Origin of the sequence: Streptomyces sp. NBC_01775, assembly GCF_035917675.1 — a bacterium.
Lineage (GTDB): Bacteria > Actinomycetota > Actinomycetes > Streptomycetales > Streptomycetaceae > Streptomyces.
Window position 1 is genome coordinate 5987328 of record NZ_CP109104.1, and the last position, 14923, is coordinate 6002250.

Here is a 14923-nt window from a genome sequence, read left to right on the forward strand (position 1 = left end):
GCTCACTTCTCCTTCGGGGAGGCCGTGCCGCTGAGGGCGCGGACCGTGCGGGAGGGGCTGGGGCGGCCGAGGCGCTCCGCCATCCAGAGGCTGGTGCTGCTGAGAAGGTCCAGGTCGACGCCTGTTTCGATGCCCAGACCGCGCAGCATCCAGACGAGGTCTTCGGTGGCGAGATTGCCGGTGGCGCTCCTGGCGTAGGGGCAGCCGCCCAGGCCCCCGGCCGAGGCGTCCACCGTCGTGACGCCGTGCTGGAGCGCCGCGAGGGTGTTGGAGAGGGCTTGGCCGTAGGTGTCGTGGAAGTGCACGGCGAGACGGGGGGTGCCCGGTGGGAGACGGGGAGTGCCCGAGGGGACGCTCGGGGCCGCACTCGGCGTGGCTCCTGGCGCGGTCGCCGGGGCGGCTCCTGGGGTGGCTCCCTGGGCGGGGCCCGCTCCGGAGCCGAGGCCCGTTCCCGAGGCGGGCAGTCCTGCCTCGTGCAGGGCGGAGAGGAGGGCGCTCACATGGCCGGGGGTGGCCACGCCGATGGTGTCGCCCAGGCTCAGCTCGTCACAGCCCATCTCCGCCAGCGCCTTGCACACCCGCACCACCTGGGCGACGGGCACCGGGCCCTCCCACGGGTCGCCGAAGCACATGGACAGATAGCCGCGCACCGTGAGCCGCTCCTTCTTGGCGCGGGCCACCACGGGCTCGAACATCTCCAGCGCGCCGTCCACCGTGCGGTTGAGATTGGCCCGGGCGAAGGACTCGGTGGCGCTGGCGAACACCGCGACCTGCCGTGCCCCCAGCGCCAACGCCCTCTCCAGCCCCCGGTCGTTGGGCACCAGCACGGGAAGCGACACTCTGGCGGGGCCGTCCAACTGGTCGGAGCTGTCGGAGCTGTCGGAGCCGGCGGGGGTGGCGGGCCCGCTGGGGTGATCCGCGTCGCGCAGGCCGCTCACCAGGGGATACAGCTCCTCGGCGTCGGCGAGCTGGGGCACCCATTTGGGGTGCACAAAACTGGTCGCCTCAACGGTGCGCAGCCCGGCCGCCACCAGTCGCCGGATGAATTCCGCCTTCACCTCGACCGGGACGACCGTCTTCTCGTTCTGCAACCCGTCCCGTGGCCCCACCTCGTGGATACGGACCCGTGCCGGCAACCCCTCCACGGGGAACGCCATGGGCAGCCCCGATCCGTCTCCGGGCCCCGACCCCGCTCCGCTCCCGGCTCCCGTCATCACGACGCCTCCTTCTCGGCGGGCTCGTACGGTTCCACGACGGCGAGCACCTGATCCATGGCGACGGTGCTGCCCGCTGTCACCTCCAGCTCGGCCACCGTCCCGGCGTGCGGTGCCGTGATGACGTGCTCCATCTTCATCGCCTCCACGACCAGCAGGCTCTGGCCCGCCGCCACCTCGTCGCCCACCGCCGCCTTGACGAGGGTGACCGTGCCGGGCATGGGCGCGGTCAGCGCGTCGGCGCCCTGGGCGACGCCCGCGCCCCGGAGCGCCGCCTCCACCGGGTCGTGGCCCCGGATCTGCCAGGTCTCGCCGTCCCTGCCGAGCCAGACGGCGGGGGAGCGGTCGTCCGCTATGCCGAGTGCGTGGCTGAAGGTGTGGCTGACGCCGTCCCACTCCAGGCGCAGCCGCGACTCCGCCGGAATCAGCCGTGCGCGGACAGGAGGCGCGTCCTCCACGCTGACCTCGACGCCGCGCGGGCCCCCCTGGACCTCACGGCTTTCGGGGGCCTCGCGGCCGGACCCGTCGCCGGGCCCGGCGACCGGGCCCGCCGGACGGACCCGGACCCGCACCGGTTCCTGGCCCGTCACCCGCAGATGGTGCACCGTCCAGGCAGGCTCGCCGCCCAGCCGCCAGCCGGAGGGAGCCGCGAACGGGCTGATCCATCCGGCCACTTCGCGGCCGACTCCGTCTCCGCCGCCAGGAGTCCGGGCCGCCTGCGGCGGGGCCCCGCCCGGGGCGGCCACCACCCCCGAGGCCGCTTCCGGCGCCAGCGCCGCCTGCCGCAACAGGGCCGCCGCGCCGTAGACCTCCTCGGGCACGCCCTGCGGCAACAGCCCGGCCGCCGCGCTGTCCACCAGCCCCGTGTCCAGATCGCCGGAGACGACCTGGGGGTGGGCGAGCAGGCCCCGCAGGAAGGCGGTGTTGGTGTCGACGCCCAGCACCGTCGTCCGGGCGAGGGCCGCGCGCAGCCCCCGCAGCGCGGAGGGACGGTCCGGACCCCAGACGATGACTTTGGCCAGCATCGGGTCGTAGAGGGTGCCCACCTGGGTGCCCTCCGTCAGACCGGAGTCGGTGCGCACTCCGTCACCCTCCGGCTCTTCCAGCAGCAGCACCCGGCCGGCCGAGGGCAGGAAGTCGACCTGGCCGTCGTGCCCGCCGGTGGCGAGCCGGGCGGTCTCCGCGCAGATACGGGCCTCCAGCGCGTGGCCCTTCAACGCGATGTCCCCCTGCCCGAAGGACAGCGGCTCCCCGGCCGCGGCCCTCAGCTGCCACTCGACCAGGTCCAGGCCCGTGGTCAGCTCCGTGACCGGGTGCTCGACCTGGAGGCGGGTGTTCATCTCCATGAAGTAGTACGCGCCCGAGCCGTCGCCCGGCACGATGAACTCCACCGTGCCCGCGCCGCGGTAGCCGCACGAGCGCGCCGCCTCGACCGCGGCCTCGCCCATCGCCTGACGGGTCGCCTCGTCCAGCAGCGGGCTGGGGGCCTCCTCGATGATCTTCTGGTGACGCCGCTGGAGAGAGCACTCGCGCTCCCCGAGGTGCAGCACCCCGCCGTGCCCGTCGGCCAGCACCTGGATCTCGATGTGGCGGGGCCGGTCGATCCAGCGCTCCACCAGCAGTCCTTCGTCCCCGAAGGCGCCCCGGGCCTCGCGGCGGGCGGCGGCGATCTCGTCGGGCAGCGCCGTCTCCTCCCGCACCAGGCGCATGCCCTTTCCGCCGCCGCCGGCCGAGGGCTTCAGCAGTACGGGCAGGCCCGTCTGCCGTGCGGCGGCGGCCAGCTCGGCATCGGTCAGGCCGCTGCCCGAGGAGCCGGGGACCACGGGGACGCCCGCGGCGCGCACCGTCTCCTTGGCGCGGATCTTGTCGCCCATCAGCTCGATGGCCTCGGCGGGCGGGCCGACGAAGGTGAGCCCCGCCTCGGCACAGCGCCGGGCGAAGGCGGCGTTCTCCGCGAGGAAGCCGTACCCCGGGTGGACCGCCTGGGCGCCGGTGCGGCGGGCGGCCTCCAGCAGCCGGTCCGCGTTCAGATAGCTCTCGGCGGCCGGGGCCGGACCGATGCGCACGGAGGTGTCGGCCTCCCGCACATGGCGGGCGTCGGCGTCCGCGTCGCTGTGCACCGCGACCGAGCGGATGCCCAGCTTCCGCAGGGTGCGGATCACCCGCACCGCGATCTCCCCCCGGTTGGCCACCAGCACCGAGTCGAACATCGGCCCTCTCCTCGCCCTCGTCATCCCGCTCGCCTCCAGCCAGACTGCCCCGGTCGCCCCGACTGCCCCGGCCATCTCGTACGCCCCGCCTGTCTCGTACGCTCCGGAGCCGCTCACATCCGGAAGACGCCGAACCGGGGCGCCTCCGGATCGCGGTGCGGCAGCGGCGCGTTGGCGCACGCGGTGAGCGCGAGCCCCAGCACCTGCCGGGTATCCAGGGGGTCGATCACGCCGTCGTCCCACAGCCGGGCCGTGGCGTAGTAGGCGTTGCCCTGGGATTCGTACTGCGCGCGGACCGGGGCGCGGAACGCCTCCTCGTCCTCGGCGCTCCACTCCTCGCCGCGCGCCTCCATCTGGTCGCGCCGGACGGTGGAGAGCACGGAGGCGGCCTGCTCGCCGCCCATCACCGAGATCTTCGCGTTCGGCCACATCCACAGGAAGCGGGGGCTGTAGGCCCGGCCGCACATCGAGTAGTTCCCCGCGCCGTAGGAGCCGCCGATGACGACCGTCAGCTTCGGCACCCGGGCGCAGGCCACAGCGGTGACCATCTTGGCGCCGTGCTTGGCGATACCGCCCGCCTCGTAGTCCTTGCCGACCATGAAGCCCGAGATGTTCTGCAAGAACAGCAGCGGGATGCCGCGCTGGTCGCACAGCTCGATGAAGTGGGCGCCCTTCTGGGCCGATTCGGAGAACAGGATGCCGTTGTTGGCGACGATGCCCACCGGATGGCCGTGAATTCTCGCGAAGCCCGTCACCAGCGTGGTGCCGTACTCGGACTTGAACTCCTGGAAACGCGAGCCGTCCACGACGCGGGCGATCACCTCACGCACGTCATAGGGCGTCCGGGAGTCGGCCGGCACCGCGCCGTACAGCCCCGCCGGGTCGAACACCGGCTCCTCCGCGGGGCGCACGGACCAGGGCAGCGAGGCGGCATCCGGCGGAGCGGGCAGCGTGGAGACGATGTGGCGGACGATACGCAGCGCGTGCGCGTCGTCCTCGGCCAGATGGTCGGTGACGCCCGAGATCCGTGAGTGGGTCTCCCCGCCCCCCAGCTCCTCGGCGGTGACGACCTCGCCGGTGGCGGCTTTCACCAGCGGCGGCCCGCCCAGGAAGATCGTGCCCTGCTCGCGCACGATCACCGCCTCATCGCTCATCGCCGGGACGTAGGCCCCGCCCGCCGTGCACGAGCCGAGCACGGCGGCGATCTGCGGGACGCCCGCCGCCGACATCCGCGCCTGGTTGTAGAAGATCCGGCCGAAGTGCTCGCGGTCGGGGAAGACTTCGTCCTGCATGGGCAGGAAAGCGCCGCCCGAGTCGACGAGATACAGGCACGGCAGGCGGTTCTCCAGCGCGATCTCCTGGGCGCGCAGGTGCTTCTTGACGGTCATCGGGTAGTACGTCCCGCCCTTGACCGTGGCGTCGTTGGCCACCACGACCACCTCGCGGCCGGCCACCCGGCCGATGCCGGTGATCACGCCCGCCGCCGGCGCCGCGTCCTCGTACATTCCGTCCGCCGCGAGCGGGGACAGCTCCAGGAAGGGGGAGCCGGGGTCGAGGAGTGTGTCCACCCGCTCGCGCGGCAGCAGCTTGCCGCGCGCCACGTGCCGCGCGCGGGCCCGCTCGCCGCCGCCCAGCCGGGCGCGGGTGAGCTTCTCGCGGAGCCGGCCCGCCAGCTCGCGGTGCGCCTTGCGGTGTTCGGCCGCCGCGTCGGAGGCCGGGTCGAAGCCGCTCTTCAGGCGGGGCCACGCGGGCTCGCGCCCACTCGCGGCCCACACCGTCTGCTCGTCCATACCGCTGAGCCCCCTCGCTCGCACGACACACCCCACGCACCACGCGCCGGACACCACACACCACGAGTTAGTCATCGTTAACTCGCTGCCACAAGGTTAACGCTCACTAACGCAGCTGTCTAGAATGGTCCACATGAGCACCAGGACGACCGCAGGCACGCCCGCACCGACCCGGCGGGAGCAGATTCTGCGCGAGGCCGCCCGGCTCTTCGCCGAGCGCGGCTTCCACGGCGTGGGGGTCGATGAGATAGGAGCCGCCGTCGGCATCAGCGGGCCGGGGCTCTACCGCCACTTCGCGGGCAAGGACGCGATGCTGGCCGAACTGCTCGTCGGGATCAGCGAGCGGCTGTACGACGGCGGGCGGCGCAGATCGGAGGAGTCGGCCGCGGCCGGGCTCGAACCCGACGCCGCGCTGGACGCGCTGATCGGCGGCCACATCGACTTCGCGCTCGACGACCGTGAGCTGATCACCCTCCACGACCGCGAGCTGGACCGGCTGCGGGACGCGGACCGCAAGCAGGTGCGCAAGCTTCAGCGGCAGTACGTCGAGCTGTGGGTCGAGGCGGTCCGCGCGCTCTACCCCGACCTGACCGAGCTGGAGGCCAGGGTCTCGGTGCACACGGTCTTCGGGCTGCTCAACTCCACGCCGCACCTCAGCGGCCCCTCGTCGATGCCCGACCGCGAGACGACGGCCGCGCTGCTGCACCGTCTGGCGCGTGGCGCCCTCTCCGCCGCCGCCCCCAGGACCGCTCTGGACAGCTGAGGTGACCGCTCGGTAGCTTTGAGCCGTAAGCTGAGCAAGCGCTTAGCCATGGCCAGGGTGACGAGGAGGCGTGCTGTGCGCCGCACGGTGTTCAACGAGGACCACGAAGCGTTCCGCCAGACGATTCGCGACTTCATCGCGGCGGAGGTCGTGCCCCACTACCCGGAGTGGGCCGAGCAGGGCTGTGTCCCGCGTGAGCTGTACAAGAAGCTGGGCGAGCTGGGGATCTTCGGCATCGAGGTGCCCGAGGAGTACGGCGGCGCCGGCGAGAGCAGCTTCAAGTTCAACGCCGTCATCACCGAGGAGTGCGCACGCGCCGGGGTCAGCTTCGGCGGCTCCAGCGTGCACACCGCCCTGTGCCTGCCCTACCTCCTCAAGTACGGCAACGACGAGCAGAAGAAGCGCTGGCTTCCCCCCTTCGTCTCCGGCGAGATGATGACCGCCATCGCCATGACCGAGCCGGGCACGGGCTCGGACCTGGCCGGGATGAAGACCACGGCCAAGCTCTCCGAGGACGGCACCCACTACATCCTCAACGGCGCCAAGACCTTCATCACCGGCGGCGTCCAGGCCGACCGCGTCCTGGTGTGCGCCCGCACCGCCCCTCCCACCCCCGAGGACCGGCGCGGCGGCATCTCCATCCTCGTGGTGGACACCAGGAGCGAGGGTTACGCCGTCGGCCGCAAGCTCGACAAGCTGGGGCTGCGCGCCTCGGACACCGCCGAGCTGTCCTTCACCGACGTCAGGGTTCCGGTCGAGGACCTGCTGGGCGAGGAGGGCAAGGCGTTCTCCTACCTCGGCCAGAACCTCCCCCAGGAGCGGCTCGGCATCGCCCTCGGCGCCTATGCGATGTCGTCCGCCGCGGTGCGCTTCGCCCACGACTACGTCAAGGAGCGCACGGTCTTCGGCAAGGAGGTCGCCTCGTTCCAGAACACCAAGTTCGTGCTTGCCGACTGCAAGGCGGACGTGGACGCCATGCAGGCCGTCGTCGACCGCGCCCTGGAAGCCCTGGACGCCGGCGAGCTGACGCCCGCCGACGCCGCCTCCGCCAAGCTGTTCACCACCGAGCTGGCGGCGCGCGTGATCGACAAGTGCCTCCAGCTGCACGGCGGTTACGGATACATGCTCGAATACCCCATCGCCAACCTGTACGCGGACACCCGCGTCTCGCGCATCTACGGCGGCACCAGCGAGGTCATGCGCTCCATCGTCGCGAAGTCCATGGGCCTGTGATCCGCGCCCGGCCCATACCCCGCGCCCGGCCTGTGATCCGTGCCGTGACACCCTCCGGCTCCTTTGCCGCGCACCCGGCACAATCCCCCGCATGAGCCGAGAACTGACGTCCCTGCTCGATCTGCTCGACCTGGAGCGGATCGAGCGGGACATCTTCCGTGGCAGCAGCCGGGCCGCGATCGTCCCCCGGGTCTTCGGCGGCCAGGTCGCGGCGCAGGCGCTCGTCGCCGCCTGCCGTACGGTCCCCGAGGGGCGGCTGCCGCACTCCCTGCACGCGTACTTCCTGCGCCCGGGAGACCCGGGAGCGCACATCGTCTACACCGTCGACCGGATACGCGACGGGCGCTCCTTCACCACCCGGCGGGTGGTGGCCGTCCAGCACGGGCAGCCGATCTTCCACCTGTCGGCCTCCTTCCAGGTGCACGAGGAGGGGATGGAGCACCAGGAGGCGATGCCGTACGCGCCCGACCCGGAGACGCTGCCCACGGCCGAGGACATCCTGCCGCGCTATACGGAGCTGTTCACCGATCCCCGGGTCCCCGAGCGGATGCTGAAGGCGCGCGCCGCCGTGGACCTGCGCTACGTGGAGGAGCCGCCCTTCGGCCGGGTCGGCAGGCCGGGCGAGCCCCGCTCGCAGGTGTGGTTCCGCACCAACGGCAAGCTGGACGGCGAGTCGGACGACCCGATGCTGCACATCTGTCTGGCGACCTACGTCTCGGACATGACGCTGCTGGACTCGGTGCTGCTCGCACACGGCAGGGGCGGCTGGGCGGTCGGCGACGTGGTCGGGGCCAGCCTGGATCACGCCATGTGGTTCCACCGGCCGTTCCGCGCGGACGAGTGGCTGCTCTACGACCAGGAGTCGCCCACCGCGCAGGGCGGCAGGGGACTCGGCAAGGGCCGGATCTTCACCAGGGACGGACGGCTGGTGGTATCGGTCATCCAGGAAGGCGTCGTCCGGATACCGAGGGGAAACGGCGACCGCTCGCCGGAGGAACCGCGGGGGTAGCGCCCGTGGGCCTGCCGACCGGAGGATCCGCGAAAGTGGCGCCGTCGGCCCGCCGACCGGAGGAACCGCGGAGGGGGGCAGCCGGCGCGCTGACCGGAGGATCAGCCGGCCAGCCCCGCCGCCTCCAGGAGATAGGCGGTCATCGGCTCGTAGAAGCGGGGATCGACCACGTGGTCGTCCAGCGGGACGGCCACCTCCAAGGTGCCCTCGGCCTCGCCAAGGAAGAGCGCCGGGTCGTTGCAGTCGGCGAAACCGACCGCCGTCAGACCGTGCTGGGCCGCCCGGCCCGCCCAGCCGTGGTCGGCCACCACCAGGTCGGGCAGCGCCTCCCCGGCCTGCTCCAGGGCACGCAGCACCCCGGCCATCGGCTCGGGGGAGTGCGTGTGCCACAGCGAGGCACCCCGCTCGTAGACCGCGACTCCGGAGAACTGCACGATCACGCCCTCGTCCGCGTACACACCCAGGGGCGCGCGGACTATGTCGCATCCGGCGGCGCGCAGGGCGATGGCGAGAGTGCCGTGCATGTCCAGCAGCGCGCCCGGATGCCCGGTCGCGAGCAGCACCCGCTGCTGCCCCTCGGCGGCCTTGCGCAGCTCGGCCGCCGCCCGGTCCAGGGCGCCGACGGTCAGCTCGGGATCGATGGTGTCCTGGCCCGTGCGGTAATCCGGGTCATCGTTGACGCCACAGCGCTCGGCCATCACCGCGAGCACGTCCTGCTCGTCCGCCCACCGGTCGCCCAGCTCCAGGCCGAGCCAGTAGTGCCGGTCGCCGTTGGCGAGCTTGCGGTAGTGGTCGAGGTTGTTCTCCCGCGGAGTGGCGACGTCCCCCGCGATCCGGGTGCGCACCAGGTGGCCGGTCAGCTCGTCGCGCGAGGGCGCGTCCGGGAGCGGCAGGGGGAGCGGCACGGGCAAGCGAGGCTGTGACATGTAGCCATTGTGGCTCGTACGGACGCTCGATGGACGCCGTGTCCAAAAGGCGCCTCCCGGATCCTCACAAAGTCCAAGCCTCCGGGGGCCTGCACATGCTTACCCTCGCCCCCATGACCAGCAGCGAACATCCTCCGGCCAGCAGCGAACATCTCCAGGTCAACGGCGGGCATCTCCCGTCCGGCGGAGATAACCCGACGATCACGGACGGGCACCCGGACGGGGGCCGCCCGGCGCCCCGTGGCCCCGTCGACTCCTCCCGGGTGCCCCGTTACGCGGGCCCCGCGACCTTCGCCCGGCTGCCCCGGATCGACGAGACGCAGGGGCGTGCCGATGTCGCCGTGGTGGGCGTTCCCTTCGACACGGGCGTGTCCTACCGCCCCGGCGCCCGCTTCGGCGGCAACGCGATCCGGGAGGCGTCGCGCCTGCTGCGGCCCTACAACCCGGCACAGGATGCCGCGCCGTTCTCGCTGGCGCAGGTCGCGGACGCCGGGGACATAGCGGTGAATCCGTTCGACATCAACGAGGCGGTCGAGACCGTCGAGGAGGCCGCCGGATCCCTGCTGGACTCCGGTGCCCGGCTGATGACGCTGGGCGGCGACCACACCATCGCGCTGCCGCTGCTGCGCGCGATGGCCCGCGAGCACGGCCCCGTCGCGCTGCTGCACTTCGACGCTCACCTGGACACCTGGGACACCTACTTCGGGGCCGCCTACACCCACGGCACCCCCTTCCGCAGGGCGTTCGAGGAGGGGCTGCTGGACACCTCGGCCCTCTCCCACGTGGGCATCCGGGGACCGCTGTACGGAAAGCGCGATCTGGGTGAGGACGCGCGGATGGGCTTCGGCATCGTCACCTCCGCCGATGTGATGCGGCGCGGCGTGGACGAGGTGACCGACCAGCTTCGCGAGCGCATCGGCCGCCGCCCCCTGTATGTGTCGGTGGACATCGACGTGCTGGACCCCGCGCACGCGCCGGGCACCGGTACTCCGGAGGCCGGCGGACTCACCTCGCGGGAGCTGCTGGAGATCCTGCGCGGGCTGTCGGACTGCCATCTCGTCTCGGCGGACCTGGTGGAGGTCGCGCCCGCTTACGACCACGCGGAGATCACTTCTGTTGCCGCCTCCCACGCGGCATATGAGCTGACGACGCTGATGGCGCGGCAGATCGCGGCATCCCGGGAGGAGCGCGCGGGCGCCGTCTAGCGGTCTCGGTGCGGGCGTGTGCGAGGCTCCGGGTGCTGGTGAGCGGAGGGTTTCCGGCCGTATTGCGGACGGTGCGCAACCGAGTGCTCGCATACCGTTTCGACTGCACCGCGTCGCGGGCCGCCCAACGGCGCTGGTGGGCGGGGCTTGACGTGGGTGGCGGACTCATGCCGAGCGGTCACAATCTGCCACTGATTTAATACGGGACGTTACTGAATTTGATCGGTCGATGTGCATTCTGTGGAAGTTCTCGACAGACTGCACAGGCAATCCCGCGCGGGACGGCGACGCGGCGCGGAAGTAGCAGAGCTGGCCTCGTGGGGGGTGCCCGCCTGCGCAGCGCCCAGGGACGCGTCGCCGCGGCCGGGGCGGTCCGGTGGAGCCAGCAGGCTCACCGGACCGCTTCCGGTTCCCGCGCTCCGCGGCCGGTCGGGGGGTCGGCCGCGAGTGCGGGCCCAACAGCAAGTCCGTACAACAAGTCCGTACAGCAAGTCTGGACAACGAGTCTGGACAACAAGTCAGTTGTCACGACGGTGTTGTGAGTGAGGTGATCAGCCGCCGCCGCGCGCCTCGCTCCGCGCCCCCGCGCGCAGGTGCCGGGTGACGCGCTCGACGGCGGCGGTGCGATTCTGGTCCCGGTAGAGGTTGAGGGCCTGGTGCCAGGCGCCGTGGGCCTCCGCGTACCGGCCGAGGGCCTCGTACACCTTGCCGAGACAGTTCAGCGCGTCGGCCTCCTGGTAGTGGTCGCCCCACTCGCGCCACTTGGCCAGGGCCTGGTGATAGAAGCCCAGGGCCTGGGCGTGCTGACCGCTGTGATGGGCGAGGTAGCCGAGGCTGTCCAGGGTGAAGGCGGCGCCTTCCTGGAAGTCATGGGCGCGGCACAGCGCCAGGGCCTTCTCGCAGTGGTCGCGGGCCGGGCGGTGGTTGCCGAGGCGAGCGTGGTACCAGCCGACGGCGTTCAGCGCTTCGGCTTCCCGCGGGGGACTGTCGAGCGTGGCGCGCAGGCGCAGGTTCTCCGTGGCGTGGACCAGGGCCGCCTCGTCGTCGCCTTGTTCCTCCCATGCGAGCGCGAGGTTCAGATGGGCCTGAGCCTGGCCCGCGACCTCACCCGCCGCCACGTACAGCGCCAGCGAACGCCGCAGGTGACCGAGAGCCTTGCCGTGCTGCCCGCGGGAGACGTGCACACGGCCCAGCAGCCGGTGGGCCAGGGCCAGCGAGCCCGGATCGCCCAGCCGTTCGGTGGCGGCGAGGGACGCGTCCAGGACCGCGACGCGGTCAGGCAGGCGGCCCCGCCGCCACTGGAAGGTGTCCAGCGCCCAGGCGAGCTGCCACGCCTGGCTGTCCCAGCCGCGTACGAGGGCGAGATGGTGGACGCCGAGCAGACAGGCGTACTCGGCGTCGAACCAGGAGAGCGCCGCCGTCGCGTCCTGGAACGGCAGCCGGTCCTCGCCGCTGCCCAGGCTGCTGTCCGGGCTGCTGTCCGGGCGGCGTTCCGGGCTTGGGCCGCCGTCCCGGACAGGGCCGCTCACCGGGATCGGGGTGCGCAACGGGGAGAGCAGCCGGTCGGCGTGGTGGGCCGCCTGAAGGTAGAAGTCCGTCAGCCTGCGCAGCGCCGCGTTCTGCGCGCTCGTGGGGAGAGCGTGGCCCTGCTCGGCGGCGTAGAGCCTGATGAGGTCGTGCATGCGGTAGCGGTCGGGCGTGTGCTGCCGCACGAGGTGGGCGGCCTCCAGGGACCGCAGGAGCGCACGGGTGCGGGGGACGGGCAAGTCCACGAGACGCGCGGCGGCCTCCAGCCCCGTATCCGGTCCGGGGGTCAGCCCGAGCAGTGCGAACAGCAGCGCGGACCGGTCGTCCAGCGCGCTGTGCGACGTCTTGAACACCGCTCTCAGGTCGGCGCTCAGATCGCCCGTGTTCAGGGCGTCGAGACGGGTGGCCGCGTCGTCGAGTTCCGCCGCGAGCGCGGCGAGGGGAAACCCGGGGCGTGCGGCGGCGCGCGCGGCCACGATGCCCAGCGCCAGGGGCAGCCCCGCGCACCGGCGCAGCAGCGTGGCGACGGCGGGGAGTTCGGCCGCCACCGGATCCTCGCCGAGCGCCCGGGTGAGGACCTCGCGGGCCTCGTCGTCGGGGAGCGTGTCGAGGCCCAGCCAGCGGGTCCCGTGCGTGGCCGCCAGCCCGTCGAGCCGGTTGCGGCTGGTCACCAGGACCACGCACGTGGCGGAGCCGGGCAGCAGCGGACGGATCTGGTCGGCGTGGCGGGCGTTGTCCAGGACGATCAGCATGCTCCGGTCGGCCAGCAGCGAACGGTAGAGGGCGGCCTGTGCCTCCGCGTCCGCGGGGACCGAGGCGGGGTCGGTTCCGAGTGCGTCCAGGAAGCCCCGCACGGCTGTCGAGGCGGGGAGGGGCGAGCGGGAGGGGTCGAAGCCGCGCAGGTCCACGTACAACTGTCCGTCCGGGAACCGTTCGAGCCGCTCGTGGGCCCAGCGCAGCGCCAGCCACGTCTTGCCGACACCACCTGCCCCGCCGATCACCGAGACCGGCAGCACGTTGACCACGCCGTCGCGCGACTTCAGCATGCCGTCAAGAGCGTCCAGTTGGTGAGCCCGGCCCACGAAGGCGCCGGGCGGTGCCGGGAGCTGCCGGGGCACGGGGCGCGCCTCGGGCCCGCGCGGGGCGGGGACGGGGGTGGGGTCGGGGATGACGCCGACCGGATTGTCGGGTACGGCGCCGACCGCGACCGGATTGTCGGAGACGGCGGCGGCCGAGGTGGCGTCGACCGGATTGCCGGGGACGGGGACGGGGGCTGGGGTCGGGGCGGGGCCGGTGGGGCCGGTCAGGGCTGCGGTGCTGGCCATGGTGGTGGTGCCGGCTCCGGCCGGGGGGTCGAGTTCGGGGTGCTCGGTGAGCATGTGGTGGTGGAGCTGCCGCAGTGCGGGGCTCGGGTCGATGCCCAACTCCTCGGCCAGCCGTCTTCGCATGCGCGCGTAGTGCTCCAGCGCCTCCGCCTGACGCCCGCACCGGTACAGCGCCCGCATGAACTGGCCTGCCACCTGCTCATCCAGCGGGCGTTCGGCGGCGCGCGCCGCGCACTCCGTCAGTACCCGCTCGTGCCGGCCCGACGCCAGACGCGCCTCCACCAGGTCGATGCGGGCGGACAGCAGTTCGGCTTCGAGTTGCGCCCGCTGGGTGTTGAACCACGGTGTGTCGGCGCCCGCGAACGCCGGCCCGCGCCACAGCCCCGCCGCCTTCTCCCACAGCAGGGCCGCCTCATCGGCGCCGCTCGCCGCGCGCGCCTGCCCCGCCAGCGAGCGGAATCGCAGCGCGTCCACGGCGCCCCCGTCGACAGCCATGCGGTAACCGCCGGGCTCCCGCATCGGGGCCGTCTCCGTGCCCGCCAGCGCCCTCCGCAGCCGGGACATGTAGCCGTACAGGGTCTCCCGGCCGCGCAGCGGCACACGGTCCCCCCACACTCTCTCCACCAGGGTGTCCGTCGCGACCACCTTGTCCGCGTCGAGGAGGAGGGCTCCCAGGACGAGCCGTTGCCGCGTGTGTCCCAGCGCCAGCAGTGAGTCGTCCTGCCACGCCTCGACCGTCCCCAGCACCCCGAATCGCACGGTCACCCGCGCCCACCCCCGTCACGGTCGTGCCACTTCGAATGACCTAACCGCTGTGGACCTGACAGTCCTAGACCGATTCAGGACTTTCCCCAGGGTTCCTCCCGGCCCGCGTCGTATGACGGGGCGCATACGAGCGTGTGGGTGCAGGGGGGCGGGCCGGGAGCGGCCCGCGGGTCAGGGTGCCGTCAGCACGCGCGGGCCCTCGTCCGTGACCGCGACCGTGTGCTCGAAGTGCGCGGCCCTGCTTCCGTCGGAAGTGCGCAGGGTCCAGCCGTCCGGTGCGGTGTAATACGCGTCGCCACCGCCCGCGATCAGCATGGGCTCGATCGCGATCGCCAGGCCGTGCCGCAGCGGATAGCCCCTGCCCGGCCTGCCCTCGTTCGGCACCGAGGGTTCCTCGTGCATCCGGCGGCCGATGCCGTGGCCGCCGAAATCCTCAAGGATGCCGAAACCGGCGGCGCGGCCGGTCGTGCCGACCGCGTGGGAGATGTCCCCGATCCTGGCGCCCACGAGCGCCGCGGCGATGCCCGCCTCCAGCGCGCCCTCGGTGGCCTTCAGCAGCTCCTGGTCCCCGGGGCGCGGGGTGCCCACGCTGAAGCTGACAGCCGCGTCGCCGGTCCAGCCCTCCACCTGGGCGCCGCAGTCGACGCTGACCAGGTCGCCGTCGCGCAGCCGGTAGTCGCCCGGTATGCCGTGCGAGACCGCGTCGTTGACGGAGACGCAGATGGCGGCGGGGAAGGGGATCGACGCGAACGAGGGGCGGTAGTTCAGGAACGGCGAGGTCGCCCCGGCCGCGCGGAGGACCTCACGGGCCACGTCGTCCAGCTCGCTCAGCCGTATGCCCACGGCCGCCGTCGCGCGGGTCTCGCGCAGGATGTCGGCGACCACGCGCCCGGCCACACGCATCGCGTCCAGCGCGGCGTCCGTCTTGATCTCCACCATGAGTCCGGTCCTCTCGC

The 14923-nt window shown here is 72.6% G+C and carries 10 protein-coding genes; 4 read left to right on the forward strand and 6 right to left on the reverse strand.

Annotated elements, in window-relative coordinates:
- Positions 1–2: 2 nt before the first annotated feature.
- The 3 genes from OHB04_RS26690 to OHB04_RS26700 form a co-directional block, all read right to left on the reverse strand.
- Positions 3–1214, reverse strand: a complete 1212-nt coding sequence (locus tag OHB04_RS26690) for a hydroxymethylglutaryl-CoA lyase (RefSeq protein WP_326808462.1) — start codon at positions 1212–1214, stop codon at positions 3–5.
- Positions 1214–3424, reverse strand: a complete 2211-nt coding sequence (locus OHB04_RS26695; RefSeq protein WP_326808463.1) for an ATP-binding protein — start codon at positions 3422–3424, stop codon at positions 1214–1216. The genes OHB04_RS26690 and OHB04_RS26695 overlap by 1 nt, the downstream gene beginning before the upstream one ends.
- Before the next feature lie 113 nt (positions 3425–3537).
- The gene (locus OHB04_RS26700; RefSeq protein WP_326690185.1) at positions 3538–5214 is read right to left on the reverse strand and encodes a carboxyl transferase domain-containing protein; all 1677 of its coding nucleotides are present in this window, start codon (positions 5212–5214) and stop codon (positions 3538–3540) included.
- Positions 5215–5347: 133 nt separating this feature from the next.
- Between OHB04_RS26700 and OHB04_RS26705 the strand changes: the two genes are divergently transcribed.
- The 3 genes from OHB04_RS26705 (at position 5348) to tesB (ending at position 8219) form a co-directional block, all read left to right on the forward strand.
- The gene (locus OHB04_RS26705; RefSeq protein ID WP_405803777.1) at positions 5348–5977 is read left to right on the forward strand and encodes an SACE_7040 family transcriptional regulator; all 630 of its coding nucleotides are present in this window, start codon (positions 5348–5350) and stop codon (positions 5975–5977) included.
- Between the two features lie 75 nt (positions 5978–6052).
- Complete coding sequence (locus tag OHB04_RS26710; protein ID WP_326808465.1) at positions 6053–7210, forward strand: acyl-CoA dehydrogenase family protein; 1158 nt, start codon at positions 6053–6055, stop codon at positions 7208–7210.
- 91 nt (positions 7211–7301) lie between these two features.
- The gene (gene tesB, locus OHB04_RS26715) at positions 7302–8219 is read left to right on the forward strand and encodes an acyl-CoA thioesterase II (RefSeq protein ID WP_326808466.1); all 918 of its coding nucleotides are present in this window, start codon (positions 7302–7304) and stop codon (positions 8217–8219) included.
- Positions 8220–8320: 101 nt separating this feature from the next.
- On the opposite strand, the gene OHB04_RS26720 is transcribed toward tesB, so the two are convergent.
- Positions 8321–9145, reverse strand: a complete 825-nt coding sequence (locus OHB04_RS26720; RefSeq protein ID WP_326690189.1) for a phosphatase — start codon at positions 9143–9145, stop codon at positions 8321–8323.
- A 113-nt stretch (positions 9146–9258) separates the two neighbouring features.
- On the opposite strand from OHB04_RS26720, the gene speB reads away from it, so the two are divergent.
- A complete protein-coding gene (speB, locus tag OHB04_RS26725) occupies positions 9259–10350 on the forward strand; it encodes an agmatinase (RefSeq protein WP_326808467.1) in 1092 nt (363 codons plus the stop codon).
- A gap of 551 nt (positions 10351–10901) precedes the next feature.
- On the opposite strand, the gene OHB04_RS26730 is transcribed toward speB, so the two are convergent.
- Together OHB04_RS26730 and map are read right to left on the reverse strand one after the other, a co-directional pair.
- Complete coding sequence (locus tag OHB04_RS26730; protein WP_326808468.1) at positions 10902–13967, reverse strand: AfsR/SARP family transcriptional regulator; 3066 nt, start codon at positions 13965–13967, stop codon at positions 10902–10904.
- Between the two features lie 171 nt (positions 13968–14138).
- Positions 14139–14906, reverse strand: coding sequence for a type I methionyl aminopeptidase (map, locus tag OHB04_RS26735; protein WP_326690192.1), 768 nt, complete (start codon positions 14904–14906; stop codon positions 14139–14141).
- Positions 14907–14923 lie beyond the last annotated feature (17 nt).

Bases quoted from the DNA above. Each gene is read 5' to 3' on its own strand.
- OHB04_RS26700 (WP_326690185.1), bottom strand. From the start codon at position 5,214: ATGGACGAGCAGACGGTGTGGGCCGCGAGTGGGCGCGAGCCCGCGTGG.
- speB (WP_326808467.1), top strand. From the start codon at position 9,259: ATGACCAGCAGCGAACATCCTCCGGCCAGCAGCGAACATCTCCAGGTC.
- OHB04_RS26705 (WP_405803777.1), top strand. From the start codon at position 5,348: ATGAGCACCAGGACGACCGCAGGCACGCCCGCACCGACCCGGCGGGAG.
- OHB04_RS26695 (WP_326808463.1), bottom strand. From the start codon at position 3,424: ATGTTCGACTCGGTGCTGGTGGCCAACCGGGGGGAGATCGCGGTGCGG.
- OHB04_RS26690 (WP_326808462.1), bottom strand. From the start codon at position 1,214: ATGACGGGAGCCGGGAGCGGAGCGGGGTCGGGGCCCGGAGACGGATCG.
- map (WP_326690192.1), bottom strand. From the start codon at position 14,906: ATGGTGGAGATCAAGACGGACGCCGCGCTGGACGCGATGCGTGTGGCC.
- tesB (WP_326808466.1), top strand. From the start codon at position 7,302: ATGAGCCGAGAACTGACGTCCCTGCTCGATCTGCTCGACCTGGAGCGG.
- OHB04_RS26720 (WP_326690189.1), bottom strand. From the start codon at position 9,145: ATGTCACAGCCTCGCTTGCCCGTGCCGCTCCCCCTGCCGCTCCCGGAC.